This is a genomic window from Phenylobacterium sp. (genome assembly GCF_030698145.1).
In the GTDB taxonomy this organism is placed as follows: Bacteria; Pseudomonadota; Alphaproteobacteria; order Caulobacterales; family Caulobacteraceae; genus Phenylobacterium.
This window is the reverse complement of record NZ_JAUYNW010000126.1, coordinates 1-13239: the sequence shown is the minus strand read 5'-3', so window position 1 is coordinate 13239 and position 13239 is coordinate 1. Positions and strand designations below refer to the sequence as shown.

The following is a 13239-nucleotide window of genomic DNA, read 5'->3' as shown; positions in this document are numbered from 1 at the left end:
GCCGATTGGGAAAGGGCCGGATCAGAACTTGGCGCGGACCCCGACATAGGCCGCCCTGGCGGGCGAGCTGTAGTTGCGGGTGGTCTCGTAGTCCTCGTCGAGGACGTTCTCGACCCGACCGTGGACCTCGACGGCGTCGGTCACCGGCCACGAAGCGCGCAGGTCCAGCAGGGTGTGGCCCTGCAGGACATAGCTGTTCCCCGCGTTGTCGAAACTGTCGCCCACATGGCGGATGGCGCCGGTCAGGGCCGCGTCATTGGCCCAGGTGTAGGTCACCTGGATATTGGCCTGATGCTCGGGACGGCGGGCGAGCTGCTTGCCGCGGTTCGCATTGCCCGGCGAGGTGTTCTCGGTCTCGGTCCAGGTGTAGTTGGCCGAGACCGTCAGCGGACCGAGATCGGCCGAGCCTTCCAGTTCCACGCCGTGGGCCTTGGTGCGGGCGGTGTTGGCGTAGAAGCCGAAACGGGGGATGCCGTTACGCCGGCAGAGCGGATTCGTAATGCTCACCGTGCAGGAGAAGAAGTCGATCTGGTTCTCGGTCTCGCGCTGGAACCAGGTGGCGGAGACCTTGAAGCGGTCGGCGAAACGGTGCTCGACCCCGGCGTCCCAGCCGTCGGCTTCCTCGGCGTTCAGGGCCAGGTTCCCGTACTCGCTGTAGAGCTGATAGAGGGTCGGCGCCTTGAAGCCCTGACCGAAGCTGGCCCGCAGGACGGTGTTCCCCTCATTGAACGACCAGGCCGCGGCGAGCTGGCCCAGGGTGGCGTCGCCGAAGGTGTCGTGGCTGTCGCGGCGCACTCCGGCGGTGAGCGTCAGCCCGGCCAGGACCTCGCCCTGGACCTGGGCGTAGACCCCGTCGATCCCCGCCTGGCCGCGGAGCGGCGTCGGCGTGGGCGCGAAGGCGTTGGGCGAGGCCGAGGTCATCTCGGCGTCCTCGGTCTCCGCGCCGAAGGTGGCGGTCCAGGCGTCGTTGATCGTCCAGACACCCTGGTACTCCCAGCGCCGGTTCTCGCCACGGGCGTCAAAGGTCACCGGGGTGACGGCCTGGTCGGGATTGAGGTTCTGGCGGTCGGTGCGGGTGTAGGCGTAGGCGATGCGATTGGTCAGGGCGCCCAGGTCGAAATTGATCGCCGCATAGCCGACGAAGTCCTCGGTGGTCCCGTATTCCCGGGTGTCGCTGAACGCGAACACCGGCGCCGGGAAGCCGTCGAAATTGTTCTCGCCCTTGGAATAGACCGCGCGCAGGTCGAGCGAGACAGCATCGGTGGCGCGGACCACGGCCCGACCGCTCAAGCCGGTGTGCTCGTAGCCGTCCTTCTCGGCGCCGAGGCGGAAGGCCGATTGCCCATCGGTCTGGAAACGGCCCGCGGCCAGGCGCCAGGTGACGCGCTCCGCCTTGCCGCCCACCGCGGCGCGGGCATAGGCCGAACCCCGGGCGCCGCCCTCGAGCTGCACGGTACCTTCGAACGGTTCGATCGCCTCGGCGGTGATGATGTTGACCACCCCGCCGATGGCCTGGCTGCCCCACAGGGTCGATTGCGCGCCGCGAAGGATCTCGATGCGGCCGATATCGCCCGCGAGCAGGTTGGCGAAATTGTAGCCGCCGCCGACGGCGGACGGGTCGTTCAGCTTCACCCCATCGACCACGACCACGGTCTGGTCGGTCTCCGCGCCGCGGATGCGGATAGAGGTCACGCCGCCGACACCGCCGTTGCGCGAGACGGTGACGCCCGGCGTCTGGGCCAGCAGGGTGGAGACGTCGACGACCTGGCTGGCCTGGATGTCCTGGGCTGTGATCAGGGTGACGCTCTGGCCGACGCGGTCGGCTTCCTGGGGCGAGCGATTGGCGGTGACCACCAGTTCGCTGACGCTGGTGGCGGCGATGGGCGCCGAAACCTGCGCGAAGGCGGGATTGGCGAGGCCGCACAGCAGCGCGGTGGTGGAGAGCAATAGGGTCTTCATTCGGGTTCCCCCTGACACGTGACGACGAGCCCGCGCTTGCACGCGGACCAACGGACGTCGTCTCTCGGGAAAGCTCCCCGTTCGCGCGGTCCCACCGACCGTACGAAGGACGACCGCGTCAGGCAGGTCTCCTGGCTCACGGGTCACAGCCGTTGCGCGCCGCCTTCCCAGACGAATGTCCAGTGGCTCATGACGCGCGGGCTCGCCGCTTACAGTTGCGGGGGCAGCCCAGGTTTCACACCTGAGTTCCCTATTAATCCCCCTGCGGGGAACCTGTCGCGGGGCCGGAAATAGGCTCTGCCATGCGGAGCGTCAATCGCGGCGCGGCAACAGGACGAAGGTTCCGATCGAAACGATGATCAGGCTGAAACCGCCCGTTTGGGCGACCAACAGGTTTCTCGACGTGAGGGCGACGGCGGGTTCAGCGCCCGCGGCGACGCGGCGCCCAGCGTCGGACATTTAGAGTAGTTAAGCAAATGCGACGCCCTGAGGAACTGAATCTATGATCTCAATGAGATATCATCCCTCCTTGGAACGATCCACACGCGCATGTCGAGCCTTCGAACTTGATGATCGGTGTGGCAAGACTGAAGAGGCGTTGGCGAGGGTGAATTGAGTCCATCTCCTCTGGCGCCGAGATCACTTCCGGATTAACATTTCCCGCAGGACGTCCTGGGAAGCTTCGCCCTTAGCGGACGCCACTATTCTGAAGAACGCGGATGCGCAGACATGGGGGACAAGGATGTCGGGCCTCGCTGTCCAGCGGAGCCATCGCCTTTATCGCTTTGCTTGCCTCGAGCCCGTGGGCGCAGGCCGCCGAGAGCCAGACCGCCGCAACCGCGTCACCTGATGCGCCCCCCCCGCCGGACGCTCAACAACACGGCGCGACGCAGCCCAGTGGGGTGGTCGTCGCTCAAGCCTTGCTGGCTTCGAGCCAGTGGACGTACGCGCCGGACTACAAGGCCGGCGGGGCCACATCATATGATGTGGCCCCGCCGGCAGACGCCGAACGGGATGATGCAGCGCGCACGAAGATAGACGCGATCATTGATAACACCGTGCCTTGCAGCCAGGCCTCGCCGGTCTCCGGGCAGAGTGAGACCGGCTTCTCCGGGTGCGACTTTGGCGACGTCACCCGGGGCTTGAGTTTCAGCTACAGCAACGCTTCCGCATCGTTCGGCGGCTTCGAGGCCTATGCGTCCGTCGCATGGACCGCCGCGGGTATGTTGACGCCTCAGCGTCTGATCAGCCGCAGCACGCAGAAACTGAGCGACGAGAACAGGGTAAGTCTCATTGGACTGAAGGGCGATCTCTTCGGGGACCGCGTGAAGTTCACCACTGAAATGGCCTGGAGCGAGAACTGGGAAGCACCGCTCTACGACGAACCATGGGCGCGGATCAGGAGGAACGAGCAGGACGGTACGGCCCGCTCGCACAGGCTGGAGGTGAAGCTTGTGGATTCGCCTGCGTTGCGCTGGTCGGTCGCGGGTGACTTCAGCGTCGTGAGCGACAACTATTTCACGAGGCGGAGCATACCTCTGCAGAGGCAAATCGCGCTGCCCGGAACGCGGACCGCTCTGTCGAGCACGCTCAAGATGGGCGACTACCGCTTCTCGGCCACGGTTGACAACTATGCCTCCAGCTTCGGCTCGTTCGAGACAAGCCGGTTTGGCGTCAAGGTGGACGGGGCTTCGCTGCGTGTGAGCTCAAGAAGATCCAGCGTGACGCCGACCGGTGAATCCAGCTTTCTCACTAGCGGCACCGAGGCGCGGGGCGTGTCGCTTGACCTTGAGCCGCATTCCCTGAGCCCGGCCCTTGTGTCGCGTCTCGGAACCTTCGCCCCGCTGCTTCCCCAGACGCTGTCGATCAACTGGAGTTCCCGCCGAACCGAGAACGCCTTTTCGAACTCCGTCCAGATCTACGATCGTGAGAGCTGGGAGGTCGATGCGACCTGGACGAGCCGCGCCGGAGATACGGCGATCAACTATTGGCGCGATCAGAAGGTTGGAGCCACGCCGGACGTGCGCGCGAGCGTGGATCAACTCGTCCAGGTTTCCCACACCATCAGGTGGAATGGCTGGCGGTTCGGCGTCGATGGCATTCTGACGAAGACCTCATCCGCCGGCCTCGGCGGCCACAGCGATACGACCTTTTCAAGCGGGCAGACGATCGCGTACGGGCGCCCGAACGGGCCCGAATTCAGGCTTCGGCTCGGCCAGGAACAGAACCAAATGCGGTTGAACGACGAGACCTATTTCTCGTCCCAAGACACTTTTGGCCTGACGGCGACCCTCGACCTTTCTCGCTATCTGCAAAGGCGTTTCGAGCGGCCGGACCTGCACTTGACGTTCGCCTACCGCCGGAAACTCGAGGAGACGCGTTATGTCTTTCCCGGTTTCGATCACGCGCTGGATGAGCTGTTCGAAGAGTATAAGCCCGAAGGATTCTTGGTCTCCTTCGGTATGAAGCTGTAGTTCGCCGCCTCAGGACGAGCCAGGGCGACGCGCAAGAAAAGGCCCGCGCCGCATGGCGGCGCGGGCCTGTCTTTCAAGACCTAGTTACGGCTGGCCGTTGATCCTGCAGGTCAGCGTCGCGTTGCCGCCCGGGCTCGCGACCATCTTCGAGTCGGTCGTCAGACCCAGGTACGTGTTGCAGAGGAAGTCATTGCCTTGCGTCGCCTTGGCCGGCTCCGCCCCGTCCGGGATGTCGAACTTGCAGACCAGCGACGTGACGCCGCTGCTCGTCACGACCGAGTGTGACTCGGTGGTGCCGAGGAAGGAGGCGGGGCTTCCGTCCGGGTTCGGCACGAAGCCGCTGCAGCCGAAATCCTTGGTGATCGTGGCGGGCTCGGCGGTGGCGGCGCCGGCGATGGCCAGCCCAAAAGCAACCGCAGCAATCGCTAGAAACGTCTTCATGAACAGCTCTCCCTTTGGATAACTTTTTGGTTAGTAGACGGCTGGACGATTGCACGTCCGGACATCTTGTAAAGCACCAATTTTCCCAATAATGATAAACATTGGCCTCATTGAGCGGTTGATGAAGGATAGTTAGTGCAACTATCGGCATGAATGCAGTATGGTTGTTCATATTTGCTAATGTTAAACCTTAACAGCTTCACTGTGTTGTTTAGATTACGAGGAAATTTACGGCGCGCGCGCATGTTAAACATTGTGAAGCTTAAGTGACACACAACCCGCGCCGGGGTGGGCCCTTGCGGTGACACGGCGGGGGCCGAGGCTCGATCTGCGTTTTCCGGCCGGCGTCAGGGCCGCGACCATGTCGACGGCCGCGGCGAACGCGCCGCCGTCCAGGACCAGGAGAAGCAGGCCAACCCAATGGCGCGCTCCCTTGTTCGTCGCAGAGAGCTTGGGCCCGAGGCCCGTCAGAATTCGAGACGCGTCGAGGCGCCCGCGCATGAGAGCGGAATAGGGACCGATCCCCCGCCAGGCGCCGCTGGAGCAAAATCCGACCTGATTGGATCGGAGCATTTTCTTCGCCGACCCGGTGTCCGCTTCGGCGGGAAATGGTCTACCCGGTGTTGCGCAGGCCCGCGGCGATCCCGTTGATGGTCAGGTGGATGCCGTCGCGCACGGCGTCGGTGTCCTCGCCACGCCGCCGCCGCGCGATCAGCTCGATCTGCAGGTGGTTCAGCGGGTCGATATAGGGCAGGCGCGAGCGGATCACGGCGGCCAGGTCGGGGTTGTTCTCCAATAGGGCGGCCTGGCCGGTGATCGCCAGCAGCGCCTCGTGGGTGCGGTCCCACTCGGCGCGGATCTCGCCGAAGACGTGGTCGGCCAGGGCGCGATCCTCGACCAGGCCCGCATAGCGCCCGGCGATGGCCATGTCGCCCTTGGCCAGCACCATCTCCATGTTGGCGAGCGCCGAGGAGAAGAAGGGCCAGGCCTCATGCAGCTCGCGCAGCTGGGAGATGGGCGCGCCGGAGCGGGCCACCGCCGAGCCGAAGCCGTACCAGCCGGGCAGCAGCGCGCGCGACTGCGACCAGGAGAACACCCAGGGGATGGCGCGCAGGCCCTCGATGCTACGCTTGGCCTGGCGCGAGGTCGGGCGGCTGCCGATGTTGAGGTCAGCGATCTCACTGATCGGGGTGGCGGCGAAGAAGTAGTCCACAAAGCCCGGCGTCTCGTAGACCAGGGCGCGATAGGCGGCCATGGCCTCACCGGCCAGAGCGTCCATCACCTGGGCATGGGGGGCGGCGAGCTCGGACTGGGCGGGCTTGCGCAGCGAGGCCAGCACCACGCCCGAGGCCAGGGTTTCCAGACTCTGGCGGGCCAGCTCGGGGTCGGCGTACTTGTTGGCCACCACCTCGCCCTGCTCGGTGATGCGGATGCGCCCGCCGATGGTGCCCTGGGGCTGGGCCAGCAGAGCGTCGAAGCTGGAGCCGCCGCCGCGACCCACCGCCCCGCCGCGGCCGTGGAAGAGCTGCAGCCGCAGGCCGGCGTCGCGCATCACGTCGGCGAGGGCGAGGGAGGCCTGATGCAGCTCCCAGGTCGAGGTCAGGTAGCTGCCGTCCTTGTTGGAGTCCGAATAGCCGATCATCACCTCCTGGATGCCCACCGGCTCGACCAGCTCGCGGATCAGGGGCAGGGCCAGGTAGCGGGCCATGATGGCCGGCGCAGCGCGCAGGTCGGCGATGGTCTCGAACAGGGGCTCGGCGAACACCTGGGTGCGGGCGGGCTCGCCCGGGGTGAACAGGCCCACCTCCTTCAGCAGCAGGTAGACCTCCAGCAGGTCGGAGATCGAGGTGGTGTTGGAGACGATGTGGGCCCGGATGGCGTCGCGACCGTAGCGGCGCTTGAGGTCGGCGGCGGCGGTGAGGATGTCGTACTCGCGCGACGTCTCCTCGCTGTAGTCGGCGAAGGGGGTGTGCAGCAGGCGGCCGTGCGAGAGCTCGACCAGCAGCAGGTCGCAGCGCGCCTCCTCGTCCAGCGCCTCGTAGTCGTCGCAGACCCCGGCGCCCTTCAGCAGTTCGGCGGTGACGCGGGCGTGGACGGCGGAGTTCTGGCGCAGGTCGAGGCGCGCCAGGTGGAAGCCGAAGATCTCCACCGCCCGGATCAGGTCGGGAAGCGGGCCGCGCGCGAAGGCCGGGCCGTGGCGGGCCAGGAGGCAGTCCAGCACCGTCTGCAGGTCGGCGCGCAGGCCGTCGGGCCCCTCATAGGGCTGGGCGGGACCGGCAGCGCGGCGGGCGGGCGGCTCTCCGGTCAGCAGCGGATAGGTCGCCGCCAGCCGCGCATAGATGTTGGTGAGCGCCCGGCGGTAGGGCTCGTCGGCCCGGTGCGGCGAGGGGTCGGGCGAGGCGTCGGCCAGGGCCTGGAGTTCCGGCGTGACGCCCGCAAGGGAGGCGGAGATCGAGAGCTCGGCGCCGAGCGAATGTATGGCGTCGAGGTACATGCGCAGGGCGGCGCGCGACTGGCGCGCCATGGCCTGGCGCATCACCGCCTGGGTCACGTTGGGATTGCCGTCGCGGTCTCCGCCGACCCAGGACCCGACCCGCAGGAAGGAAGGCAGCCGCGCGGGCCCGCCCAACACCTCGAGCCAGTGGGCGTAGAGCCTGGGCAGCTCGGGCAGGAAGCTGCGCTCGAAATAGGAGACGGCGTTCTCGATCTCGTCGTCGACGCCCAGCTTGACGCTGCGCAGCAGCCGGGTGCGCCAGAAGATCGCCACCTGGCGCATCAGCTCGCGCTCCAGCCGCGCGCGGTCGGCGTCGGTATGGGCGTGGTCGTAGGCGTCGAGGTCGTCGGCGATGGCGCCCTGGCGGTCCAGCACGCTCTTGCGCCGCACCTCGCTGGGGTGAGCGGTGATCACTGGGGCGACCAGGGCGCCGTCCAGCAGCGCCATGACCGCATCGACGCCCACGCCCTGGGCCTCAAGCGTCCGCAGCGCCCCTGCCAGGGTGTCGCCGCGGGTGTCGCCCACGCGGCCGCGGCGGCGCTGGATCTGGTCCTCGGCGATGTTGGTGATCTGCAGGAAGCAGGCGAACGAATGGGCGAACCGAACCGTGTCGGGCAGGCTCAGCCGCCCCAGCCGGTCGGCCATCAGCTTGGCCGCCGCCTCCGTGCCTTCGCGGTGGAACCCGACGGACGCCCGGCGGATGTCCTCGATCTGACTAAACACGGCCTCGCCGTCCTCGGACCGGATCACGTCGCCCAGGATGCGGCCCAGGAAACGAACGCTGGCGCGCAGCATGTCGGGCAGGGTTTCGGTCATCGTTGTCATCGCGATGTTGGAGTGCGGAATGCGGCTTGGAACCGCCCCTTACTACCTGTCGCGGCGGCTGTCGCGATTGGAGCGGCCTCAGGGCCGCTGGGCGCCGCTCCTGGCGGCCGAAGGCGAGAACAGCAGGTCCGACCAGCGCCAGTCGCTCGACCCGACCACCAGCCGGGCGGACCCCGGGCCGTCGCTTAAGGAGAGCAGGACCAGGCCGCGCACCCGCTCGGTGCGGCACGCCTCGGGCGCGAACCCGATCTCCCACATCATCGCCTCCCGGACGGCGGCCAGGCCGCTCCCCTCCTGGCCGCGATGGCGGACCCAGTTCCCGTTCCAGACCATGAGCGCCTTGCCGCGATGGGCTTCGGCGACGGCGGCCTGGACCAGCCGGTCCCGGCGCAGGGCGGCCTGCAGCCGCCTGGGCATGTTGCAGTCGCCGCCGCCGCCGCCCGAGCCGGCGGTCGCCGCCCCGGCCAGCTGACCGTCGCTCACCTCCGCGCCCGGATCGCCCGCCAAGCTCTCCCCTGCCGGCATGGGCGCCACGTCGGGCGGCGGCGCGGGCGTCTGCCGGAAGACGGTCCGCCGCGGCCGGGGCTCGACGGGCGTCGGCGGCGTGGGAGCCGGCGCCGCCGCCGGAGCGGCCTCTGCGGGACTGGGCGTCGGAGGACCTGGCGGTTCAGGCTCGGGCTTGGGCGCCTCGAAGCGGGGCGCCTGGACCAGCTCCACGGGCATGGGCTCGGGAGCGCGTGCGCGGGGCGGCTCCGGCTGGAACGGGAACATCACGATGAGCATCACCGCGTGGCCCACGACGCTGAGCGCCGCGACGAGCGGTCCGCGCCGCTTCGCCAACCGGCGGCGAGCCTGGGCCAGGAACCCTGACCGGCCGTTCGCCCCCTGGCTTGAATCACTCACGCGCTCGCCTGTCTCCTAGGCCAGGACGATCAGCACCACCCGGCGATTGGCGGAGCGGCCGGCCCGGTCGGTGTTGGGCGCGACGGGCGCGTCGGCGCCGTACGAGATCGTACCTATGCGGTTCAGCGCCACGCCCTTCTGGTTCAGGTAGCGGCGCACGGCCTCGGCCCGTTCCTGGCCAAGTCGGTAGTTACCCTCCGCCGATCCCGTGGCGTCAGTGTGGCCCTGCACCTCGACATAGACATTGCGGTTTTCGGTCGCCAGCTTGGCGGCGAAGGCGTCGAGCCTGGCCTGGATCTCGGGCGACAGGGTCGCCTTGGACACCGGGAACTTCATGCTGTCGTCCGACAGCACCATCGAATAGACGAACTTGCCCTCGGCCAGCTTGCCGGCGCTTTCCGCCCGCTGCAGCGCCTCGCGCGTCGTGCGATCCAGGCCCGCGATCTTGGTGTCGTGATCGGCGACCCGACCGGACACCACGCCCACCTGCTCGTTGACATATTCCTTGGTGGCGCAGCCGCCCAGGCTCGCCACACCCAACAACGCCACCCCCGCGATCAATGCACGCCGGATCATGCAAGTCCCTCCGTCTTCGGTTCGCCAGAACCAACCTTAGCCTTTTCCACCGCAGACTTCATCAAGCTCGAAAAGGGCGGTTTGTAGGCTACGCGGGTTCGGCGCAGGGCGCATTCCCAGGTCCTTGCCAGGTCCTTGCCAGGTCCTTGAACGCGACGGCGCCTGCAGACCTGGAGCGGGCGATGGGATTCGAACCCACGACATTCAGCTTGGGAAGCTGACGCTCTACCCCTGAGCTACGCCCGCATTATCAAGGACTTAGATACCTACGCCAGCGATGCCTGGCTCTTTTTTGGCTCCCAAGTGCTGATGTTCCAATGCGGAGTGGTTCTTGCAGACGGAGACGCGCGTTGCAAGCTCGGCGGCGATGCAGTCGCGGGAGCAGTCGGGAAGTCACTGACGATCTTCTGAGGACCAACACGAAGATCCCGTTGGGCAAGCCCTACGCGGGGGTGACCTTCTACATCGTCGACGACACCGACCAGGTGGTGACCGGAGCCTGGGAAGCCGGGGAGCTCTGCATCGGCGGCGTGCAGGTTATGGAGGGCTATCTGGGCGATCCGGAAACCAATGCGCGGGTCATCCGAACCGACCTGATCGCGGGAGATCGCGTCTACCGCACCGGCGACCTGGTCCAGCGAAACGCCGAGGACGAGTATGTCTATCTTGACCGGCTCGACCAAGTGATCAAACGCGCCGGCACACGCATCGCCCTTGCTGAGATTGTAGCCGCCCTTCGTGAGATTCCGCACGTTCATGATGCGGTTTGCATCACCGAACAGGTTGGCTCGCGGCTTATGATTATCGCCTATGTGGCGAGCCAGCACAGCCTCAGCGCGCAGGCCGTAAGGTCGGATCTCGCCAAGGCGATCCCCGCCACGATGATGCCGGATCAGATGCACGTCGTCGCCAACCTGCCGCGGAAGGCGACGGGCAAGCTTAGTCGAGATGAGCTTAAGGCCGAGCTCTCCCAGCCAGCCCGGCCGCCAACCTCGAAGGTGACCGAACTTGACGCAGGTTGAAGGTGAGTTGCGCCAGCCTGCCGCCGCCGCGCGACCGCCCGTCTATCTGAGCGCTATCGGGACAGCGCTCGGGGCCCCTTGCGCCGCCCGCGACCTGCAGCTTGGGGGACGTGAGACGCTGTTGGCTACGCTGATTGAGGATGGCTTCCACACCCATCGCCGTCATCAAGGCGCTATGGATGAGCTGATCGCGCGCGCGCTTCGCCAGGCCCTGGACCGCTGGCCCGGCGCTGCCGCCTCAATCGACGTCATCCTCTATGCGTCCACCCGGATTTCTCCCGCAGACGCTGACACCGTCTCCGCGGCCTGCCGAGCAGAGGGCCTGAGCGAGGCGGCGCTCATCGGCCTAGGCTTTGGCGGTTGCGCCAACCTCGCCACGGCCATTCACGTCGCGCAAGCGCTGGTTCGGGCGGGCGCCTATAGCACCGTCGCGGTGATCACCGCCGATCGAGGTTCTGACGACGATCGCGTCGCCGCGATGGACCAGGGCGTCCTCAGCGACGGTGCGAGCGCCTGCATCGTCGCGGCAAAGCCTGGGGGTCCCGAAAGCTTCGAGATCCTGGGAACAGCCACCCGGGGTCATCAAGGCCTGCGGGAGATCGACTTTATGGCCCGGCGACCGCATTTCTTGATGACGACCGCCAAGGCCGTCAGGGGGGCGACGCGTGCTGCTCTCAGCCAGGCCGGCGTGGAGGTTGGCGACATCGAGGGGTTCATCACCGCCAATATCCAGAGAACCTCCGTCCAGTTCTACGGTGACATTTGCCGTATCGCCCCGGAGCGGTGGTTTCCTGACAGCAAGGCCGATCTAGGGCACAGCTTCGGGACCGACCTGCTCGAGAACCTGCGGCGAGCGCGCCAGAACCCACATCGTCGCGGTCCATGGCTAGTCTTGGCGGTCAGCCCCTACCTGTGGGGCGCCCTGGTCATCACCCCGCTCCAGGCGCTCGACGCCAGAGAGCGTTGCTCGACGGATCGCCTCGGCTGAGCCAAGCTGGTTGTCGTCAGCCGGAATGCCGAGGGACTTCATGACCAGGATCGATGCGCTTGCGCCACGCGGTTCGGGCCATCAGTTCCTCGTCTATGGCGACGCATGCTCTGGCGTGCCAGGCGCGCCGCATGAGGCCACCTTCGCTGCCGTGAACGCCGTAGCTGCGGCCCTTCATCCGGAGCCTGAGTTTGTTCTCTTCCTGGGTGACGAGATCGTTGGCCTGACCGCCGACGAGGCGGTCCTGGAACGGCAGTGGCGACATTGGCTCGATCGGGAGATGGCCTGGCTCGACCGCTCGCGCACTCCTCTTTGGCACACGACGGGCAACCACACGACCTACGACGCGTCGAGTGAGGAGATGTTCCGTCGCGTACTGCGCCTGCCAGACAACGGCCCCCCTGGGCAGCGCGGACTCTCCTATTTCGTGCGGCGCGGCGATCTGCTCCTCGTTTTCGTGCATACGGGGTTTGGCGGCGAGGGCTTTGTGGATGTCGACTGGGTCGCCGAGGTCCTGCAGGCGCACGGCGACGCTCAATACAAATTCGTCCTTGGGCATCATCCCGTCCATCCGGTGAACGGTTTCTCCGGGGCCTATCAGCGCGACATCGCCCCCGAGTGCAGTCACGCCTTCTGGAGCCTCCTAGTGCAGGCGGGCGTGGCCGCCTATCTCTGCAGCCATATCCTCGCCTTCGATGTGCAGGTTCATCAGGGGATCTTGCAAGTCTGCACCGCCGGCGCCGGCACCGCTCATCGCATGCCGGAGGGAATAGAGTATCTGCACTGCGTACAGGCCGCCGTCGATCGACAGGGCTTTCGCTATCAAGTTCTCGACACCGCCGGCTGCCCGCGAGAAGGGCTCTCCTGGCCGCCCCTTGCGGTGCCTGCAAAGGTGTGGAGAGAGCTGGCGGAGGGGAGCCAGGAGGTCGCGCCGCCGCTCGATGGTCCGCACACGCTGGGTCTAGTGTTCTCCGGCGAGGCCGCCGCGGCCGGTCACGGGGCGCCGCAAACCCTCTTCAGCGCGCGGAAGGGTTCGGCCATGCCTTCGCTGTGGGTGGGCCTTCGGGGGCCAGCCCAACGCCTCACTGCGGTTGCGGCGCGAGGGCCGGGCCGAAGTCCGTTGACCTGGAGTGGCCCAAGCCTATCTGCGGGGGCCCCGTTCTCGATCGAATTGCGCCTTTGCCCAGAGATGGGACCAGGCGGACTGCTGTGGCGGAACGGGGCGGGGCCCTGGACGTCGATGAAGGGCGCCGCCGCAACGGGTGTTTCAGCCGACCAATGGTCCGGGGAATGGACAGTCGGGCGTCGCTCCCCGGCCTTGGCCGATGAACCCTTTCGAGGCGCGACCCTGTCGGCTCAGGCGGCCCTCATTCCGGCAACCGACCTGAGTCTGGCCGAGGCCTGACAGCACGTGCCGGCTATCCGTGCCCGGTTCAGAGCGACAGCATGGAGGCGGAGTGCCAAGACATCGCTAGGCGCCTGGGCCAACGGGGCGGCGACCTGGCAGATTGGCGTCTGCTGCTGCAGCTCGACACGGATGATGAAGCGGGCATGATG

General features: G+C 66.9%; 10 protein-coding genes, 1 tRNA gene and 1 riboswitch. Of the genes, 5 read left to right on the top strand and 6 right to left on the bottom strand.

The window, feature by feature from the left end; genetic code table 11:
• Nucleotides 1-21: 21 nt before the first annotated feature.
• A complete protein-coding gene (locus Q8Q77_RS18040) occupies nucleotides 22-1959 on the bottom strand; it encodes a TonB-dependent siderophore receptor (RefSeq protein WP_305585172.1) in 1938 nt (645 codons plus the stop codon).
• Between the two features lie 103 nt (nucleotides 1960-2062).
• Nucleotides 2063-2251: riboswitch (cobalamin riboswitch) on the bottom strand.
• A gap of 427 nt (nucleotides 2252-2678) precedes the next feature.
• Between Q8Q77_RS18040 and Q8Q77_RS18035 the strand changes: the two genes are divergently transcribed.
• A complete protein-coding gene (locus Q8Q77_RS18035) occupies nucleotides 2679-4433 on the top strand; it encodes a hypothetical protein (protein ID WP_305585171.1) in 1755 nt (584 codons plus the stop codon).
• Nucleotides 4434-4517: 84 nt separating this feature from the next.
• Here the strand turns inward: Q8Q77_RS18035 and Q8Q77_RS18030 are convergent, their stop codons facing one another.
• From Q8Q77_RS18030 to Q8Q77_RS18010, 5 genes are all read right to left on the bottom strand, one after another.
• Complete coding sequence (locus Q8Q77_RS18030) at nucleotides 4518-4874, bottom strand: hypothetical protein (protein ID WP_305585169.1); 357 nt, start codon at nucleotides 4872-4874, stop codon at nucleotides 4518-4520.
• Nucleotides 4875-5487: 613 nt separating this feature from the next.
• Entirely contained in the window at nucleotides 5488-8184 is a 2697-nt protein-coding gene (ppc, locus tag Q8Q77_RS18025) for a phosphoenolpyruvate carboxylase (RefSeq protein ID WP_305585167.1), read from the bottom strand.
• A gap of 87 nt (nucleotides 8185-8271) precedes the next feature.
• A complete protein-coding gene (locus Q8Q77_RS18020; protein WP_305585166.1) occupies nucleotides 8272-9096 on the bottom strand; it encodes a hypothetical protein in 825 nt (274 codons plus the stop codon).
• Between the two features lie 15 nt (nucleotides 9097-9111).
• The gene (locus Q8Q77_RS18015; RefSeq protein WP_305585165.1) at nucleotides 9112-9672 is read right to left on the bottom strand and encodes an OmpA family protein; all 561 of its coding nucleotides are present in this window, start codon (nucleotides 9670-9672) and stop codon (nucleotides 9112-9114) included.
• A gap of 171 nt (nucleotides 9673-9843) precedes the next feature.
• Nucleotides 9844-9918 (bottom strand) — tRNA-Gly (locus Q8Q77_RS18010).
• Nucleotides 9919-9989: 71 nt separating this feature from the next.
• Between Q8Q77_RS18010 and Q8Q77_RS18005 the strand changes: the two genes are divergently transcribed.
• The 4 genes from Q8Q77_RS18005 to Q8Q77_RS20775 form a co-directional block, all read left to right on the top strand.
• Nucleotides 9990-10694, top strand: a complete 705-nt coding sequence (locus tag Q8Q77_RS18005; RefSeq protein ID WP_371130476.1) for an AMP-binding protein — start codon at nucleotides 9990-9992, stop codon at nucleotides 10692-10694.
• Entirely contained in the window at nucleotides 10681-11682 is a 1002-nt protein-coding gene (locus Q8Q77_RS18000) for a hypothetical protein (protein WP_305585162.1), read from the top strand. The genes Q8Q77_RS18005 and Q8Q77_RS18000 overlap by 14 nt, the downstream gene beginning before the upstream one ends.
• 40 nt (nucleotides 11683-11722) lie before the next feature.
• Nucleotides 11723-13087: a metallophosphoesterase gene (locus tag Q8Q77_RS17995; protein ID WP_305585161.1), complete on the top strand. Its 1365-nt coding sequence runs from the start codon at nucleotides 11723-11725 to the stop codon at nucleotides 13085-13087.
• On the top strand, nucleotides 13084-13239 hold a 156-nt coding region (locus Q8Q77_RS20775; RefSeq protein ID WP_371130477.1), incomplete at its 3' end, for a DUF1963 domain-containing protein. The genes Q8Q77_RS17995 and Q8Q77_RS20775, both read left to right, overlap by 4 nt.

Bases quoted from the DNA above. Each gene is read 5' to 3' on its own strand.
- Q8Q77_RS18040 (WP_305585172.1), bottom strand. From the start codon at position 1,959: ATGAAGACCCTATTGCTCTCCACCACCGCGCTGCTGTGCGGCCTCGCC.
- Q8Q77_RS18035 (WP_305585171.1), top strand. From the start codon at position 2,679: ATGCGCAGACATGGGGGACAAGGATGTCGGGCCTCGCTGTCCAGCGGA.
- Q8Q77_RS18030 (WP_305585169.1), bottom strand. From the start codon at position 4,874: ATGAAGACGTTTCTAGCGATTGCTGCGGTTGCTTTTGGGCTGGCCATC.
- ppc (WP_305585167.1), bottom strand. From the start codon at position 8,184: ATGACCGAAACCCTGCCCGACATGCTGCGCGCCAGCGTTCGTTTCCTG.
- Q8Q77_RS18015 (WP_305585165.1), bottom strand. From the start codon at position 9,672: ATGATCCGGCGTGCATTGATCGCGGGGGTGGCGTTGTTGGGTGTGGCG.
- Q8Q77_RS18005 (WP_371130476.1), top strand. From the start codon at position 9,990: ATGCGGAGTGGTTCTTGCAGACGGAGACGCGCGTTGCAAGCTCGGCGG.
- Q8Q77_RS17995 (WP_305585161.1), top strand. From the start codon at position 11,723: ATGACCAGGATCGATGCGCTTGCGCCACGCGGTTCGGGCCATCAGTTC.